The organism is Streptomyces sp. HSW2009, from assembly GCF_040240285.1.
Classification (GTDB): domain Bacteria; phylum Actinomycetota; class Actinomycetes; order Streptomycetales; family Streptomycetaceae; genus Streptomyces.
On record NZ_JBEHZD010000589.1, the window covers coordinates 1 to 4,493 of the forward strand.

The 4,493-nt window shown below is 69.9% G+C and carries 3 protein-coding genes and 1 pseudogene; all 4 read left to right on the forward strand.

The window, feature by feature from the left end:
* Nucleotides 1-333: 333 nt before the first annotated feature.
* A pseudogene (locus AAHZ94_RS29055) lies at nucleotides 334-624 on the forward strand (TilS substrate-binding domain-containing protein); the annotation flags it as partial.
* Nucleotides 625-683: 59 nt separating this feature from the next.
* Complete coding sequence (gene hpt / locus AAHZ94_RS29060; protein ID WP_349996615.1) at nucleotides 684-1,223, forward strand: hypoxanthine phosphoribosyltransferase; 540 nt, start codon at nucleotides 684-686, stop codon at nucleotides 1,221-1,223.
* Nucleotides 1,224-1,457: 234 nt separating this feature from the next.
* Nucleotides 1,458-3,488 (forward strand): ATP-dependent zinc metalloprotease FtsH, encoded by a 2,031-nt coding sequence (gene ftsH, locus AAHZ94_RS29065; RefSeq protein ID WP_349996612.1) that lies wholly within the window; start codon nucleotides 1,458-1,460, stop codon nucleotides 3,486-3,488.
* Nucleotides 3,489-3,765: 277 nt separating this feature from the next.
* Nucleotides 3,766-4,371 (forward strand): GTP cyclohydrolase I FolE, encoded by a 606-nt coding sequence (gene folE, locus AAHZ94_RS29070; RefSeq protein WP_349996613.1) that lies wholly within the window; start codon nucleotides 3,766-3,768, stop codon nucleotides 4,369-4,371.
* Nucleotides 4,372-4,493: the final 122 nt, after the last annotated feature.

Consider the following 4,493-nt stretch of genomic DNA (forward strand, 5'->3'; position numbering starts at 1 on the left):
TCCTCCCGCCGCGGATGATCGTCATCGACCGCTCGCAGGCCATCCTCCCCGGCCCCGGCGCCGCCCCCCCCCCCCCCGGGGGGCGGGCCCCCGGCCCCCCGGGGGGCCCCCCGCTCCGGCGCCCCCGCCCGCCCCGCGGTGACCACCGCCCCGGCCGGCGCCGGCGCGCGATCCGGTGAGGTCACCCCGGACCGGATCGCCACCGACACCATCGCCACCGACACGCTGGACGCCCCCACCCCCCAGGCGCCCACCGCCGTGCCCGCACCGCCCTCCCGCGCGGTCGCCGCCGACCCCGCCAACGCCCCGGGTCCGCGCGGTCCGCTCACCCGGTCCAGGCCCGCCGCCCCCGCCGAAGGACCCGCATCCGTCCCCGCCGAGCCGGCCGGCGTCATCGACTCCCTGGACACCTCGGCCCTGCGCGAACTACCGGCGGCCGTGCGCCGCCGGGTCCTGCGCCGCGTCGCCATCGCGGCCGGCTCGCCCGCCGGTTCTCTGTTCGCCCGGCACATCGAAGAGGTCGACCGGTTGATCACCAGTTGGCACGGTCAGCGCGCCATCAACCTGCCCGGCCGCATCGAGGTGCAGAGGCAGGGTGGCAGACTGGTCATTCGGCAGGGCTGATCCGCCCGAGCCTGACAAGCGGGAAACAAGCGAGAGTGGCGCGGGTGGACGACAAGGACATGGGCACCGACCTCCAGTCGGTGCTCATCACCAAGGAAGAGATCGACGCGAAGCTGGCTGAGCTGGCCGCCCAGATCGACGCGGAGTACCAGGGCAAGGACCTGCTCATCGTCGGCGTGCTCAAGGGCGCCGTGATGGTCATGGCGGACCTGGCGCGGGCCCTGTCCACCCCCGTCACCATGGACTGGATGGCGGTGTCGTCCTACGGCGCCGGCACCCAGTCCTCCGGGGTGGTGCGCATCCTCAAGGACCTGGACACCGACATCGCGGGCCGCGACGTACTGATCGTCGAGGACATCATCGACTCCGGTCTGACGCTGTCCTGGCTGCTGTCGAACCTGGGCTCGCGCGGCCCGGCCTCGCTCAACGTGGTCACCCTGCTGCGCAAGCCGGAGGCGGCCAAGGTGGACATCGACGTGAAGTGGATCGGCTTCGACATCCCGAACGAGTTCGTCGTGGGTTACGGTCTGGACTACGCGGAGAAGTACCGCAATTTGCCCTTCGTGGGCACTTTGGCGCCGCACGTCTACGGCGGTTGACCGGCCATCGGCGGCCGAATGGCCCGGCGGGAACCGGTCGTCGTTTCCCGCCGTTGAAGCATGGGAAGGCCATTTCGTTGACCGCCCGTGGCGGCACCTGGTGACAATGCTGGGGTACCGTCCGAAGGTCAGTCTTTTCAGACCGAGTAAAACACCGTACGCACAAGCAGCCCTCACCAGAGGGTTCCGTGCCTCACTGTGGCAGGAGGGACGGGGCGAATCCGCCCCGTATGGATGGACGTGAAGCGCTACTTCCGTGGGCCGGTCATGTGGATCGTGCTGGCCGTCCTCGCCGTGGTCGTGTTGATGCAGGTCGTCGGTTCGTCCGGCGGCTACAAGTCGGTGGACACCAGCGAGGTCGTCAATGCGATCGACAAGAACCGAGTCAAATCCGCAGAGCTGACGACCGGCGACGAACACAAGATCAAGATTCAGCTCAAGGACGACGAGGAGAAGATCTCCGGGAGCCGTAAGCTCCAGGCGAACTACATCGGCGACCAGGGCGTCCGGATCGCCACGACCCTTCAGGCCAACGCCGAGAAGGACCAGATCCCCGACGGCTACACGGTCTCCCAGTCGAAGCAGAATCCGTTCATCGGCATCCTGCTGTCGCTGCTTCCCTTCGTGCTGATCGTCGTCGTCTTCCTGTTCCTGATGAACCAGATGCAGGGCGGCGGCTCCCGAGTGATGAACTTCGGGAAGTCGAAGGCCAAGCTCATCACCAAGGACACCCCGAAGACGACGTTCGCCGACGTCGCGGGGTCCGACGAGGCGGTCGAGGAGCTCCAGGAGATCAAGGAGTTCCTCCAGGAGCCGGCGAAGTTCCAGGCCGTCGGCGCCAAGATCCCCAAGGGCGTGCTGCTGTACGGCCCCCCCGGCACCGGCAAGACGCTGCTCGCGCGGGCCGTCGCCGGCGAGGCGGGCGTCCCGTTCTACTCGATCTCCGGCTCCGACTTCGTCGAGATGTTCGTCGGTGTGGGTGCCTCCCGTGTCCGTGACCTGTTCGAGCAGGCCAAGGCGAACGCCCCGGCCATCGTCTTCGTCGACGAGATCGACGCCGTCGGTCGCCACCGCGGCGCCGGCATGGGCGGCGGCCACGACGAGCGCGAGCAGACCCTCAACCAACTCCTGGTCGAGATGGACGGCTTCGACGTCAAGGGCGGCGTGATCCTGATCGCCGCGACCAACCGGCCCGACATCCTGGACCCGGCGCTGCTGCGCCCGGGCCGCTTCGACCGGCAGATCGCGGTGGACCGCCCCGACATGCTGGGCCGTCTTGAGATCCTCAAGGTGCACCAGAAGGGCAAGCCGGTCGCGCCCGACGTCGACCTCCAGGCCGTCGCCCGGCGCACCCCCGGCTTCACCGGCGCCGACCTGTCGAACGTGCTGAACGAGGCGGCGCTGCTGACCGCCCGTAGCGACAAGAAGCTGCTCGACAACCACGCCCTGGACGAGGCGATCGACCGTGTCGTGGCCGGCCCGCAGAAGCGGACCCGGATCATGAGCGACAAGGAGAAGAAGACCACCGCGTACCACGAGGGCGGGCACGCCCTGGTCGCGGCGGCCTCGCCGAACAGCGACCCGGTGCACAAGGTCACCATCCTCTCCCGCGGCCGTGCCCTCGGGTACACGATGGTGCTGCCGGACGACGACAAGTACTCCACCTCGCGCAACGAGATGCTCGACCAGCTCGCGTACATGATGGGCGGGCGCGCGGCGGAGGAACTGGTCTTCCACGACCCGACGACCGGCGCGCCCGACGACATCGAGAAGGCCACCCGCACGGCCCGCGCGATGGTCACTCAGTACGGCATGACCGAGCGGCTCGGTGCGATCAAGTTCGGCTCCGACAACTCCGAGCCGTTCCTCGGTCGCGACATGTCGCACCAGCGTGACTACTCGGAAGAGGTCGCCGCGCTGGTCGACGAAGAGGTCAAGAAGCTCATCGAGAACGCGCACAACGAGGCGTGGGAGATCCTGGTCGAGAACCGAGACGTGCTCGACAACCTGGTTCTGGCCCTCCTGGAGAAGGAGACGCTGAACAAGGAGGAGCTGGCGGAGATCTTCTCCACCATCGTCAAGCGCCCGCTGCGTCCGGCGTGGACCGGCTCCTCGCGGCGTACGCCCTCCACCCGGCCGCCGGTGCTCTCGCCCCGCGAGCTCGCCCCGGCCAACGGCGCGGCGTCCACCACCAGCATCGCCAAGGGCGGCACGCCCGAGGACTCGGTGGATCTGCAAGACGAGCCGCCCCGCGGTGACGTCTGAGCAGCGCTGCCGCGCGGTGAGGTCTGAAGTGTGAGGGCCGCTGGGGGCGGGTCGTAGGACCCGTGCCAGGCGGTCAGTACCGGGGTCGGCCTGCGGGCCGGCCCCGGTGGCGTTCGTCACGGTGGCCGATGTGGACCGGTCCCGGAATGAAGACCGCGCCCCCCCGGTTCTCGCCGGGGGGCGCGGCTTTTTTGTACGGAGGCGCGGGCTGGCCCCGCCCGTCAGGCCGTACGGCGTGCACGACGGCACGGCACGAGCGAGGAACGAGGCAACGCCCATGACCGACCCGGTCACTTTGGACGGCAGCAGCAGCATCGGCGAGTTCGACGAGAAGCGTGCCGCGAGCGCGATCCGCGAACTGTTGATCGCGGTCGGCGAGGACCCGGACCGCGAGGGGCTGCGGGAGACGCCCGCCCGGGTGGCCCGTGCCTACAAGGAGATATTCGCGGGTCTGTGGCAGGAGCCGGAGGACGTGCTGACCACCACGTTCGACCTGGGCCACGACGAGATGGTGCTGGTCAAGGACATCGAGGTGTTCAGCACCTGCGAGCACCACCTGGTGCCGTTCCGGGGCGTGGCGCACGTCGGGTACATCCCGTCCGGCGACGGCAAGATCACCGGCCTGTCCAAGCTGGCCCGCCTGGTGGACGTCTACGCCCGCCGGCCGCAGGTCCAGGAGCGGCTGACGACGCAGATCGCGGACTCGCTGATGCGGATACTGGAGCCGCGCGGGGTGATCGTCGTCATCGAGTGCGAGCACATGTGCATGTCGATGCGGGGCATCCGCAAGCCCGGCGCGAAGACCCTGACCTCCGCGGTCCGCGGCCAGCTCCGCGACTCGGCCACCCGCTCCGAGGCGATGAGCCTGATCATCGGCCACTAGCGGCCGGCTGCTGCGCCCCGGTCCACCGGCCGGCTCAGAGCCCGCGCGGACGCCCCCGGGCGCGGGGCCGGCCGCGTTGGGGGGGGGGGGGGGCGGGCGGCGGGGGGGGGGCCCCCCCGCGG

What these genes read in the sequence shown, in the direction of transcription:
- hpt (WP_349996615.1), top strand. Translation starts at nt 684, where the DNA reads ATGGGCACCGACCTCCAGTCGGTGCTCATCACCAAGGAAGAGATCGAC.
- ftsH (WP_349996612.1), top strand. Translation starts at nt 1,458, where the DNA reads ATGGACGTGAAGCGCTACTTCCGTGGGCCGGTCATGTGGATCGTGCTG.
- folE (WP_349996613.1), top strand. Translation starts at nt 3,766, where the DNA reads ATGACCGACCCGGTCACTTTGGACGGCAGCAGCAGCATCGGCGAGTTC.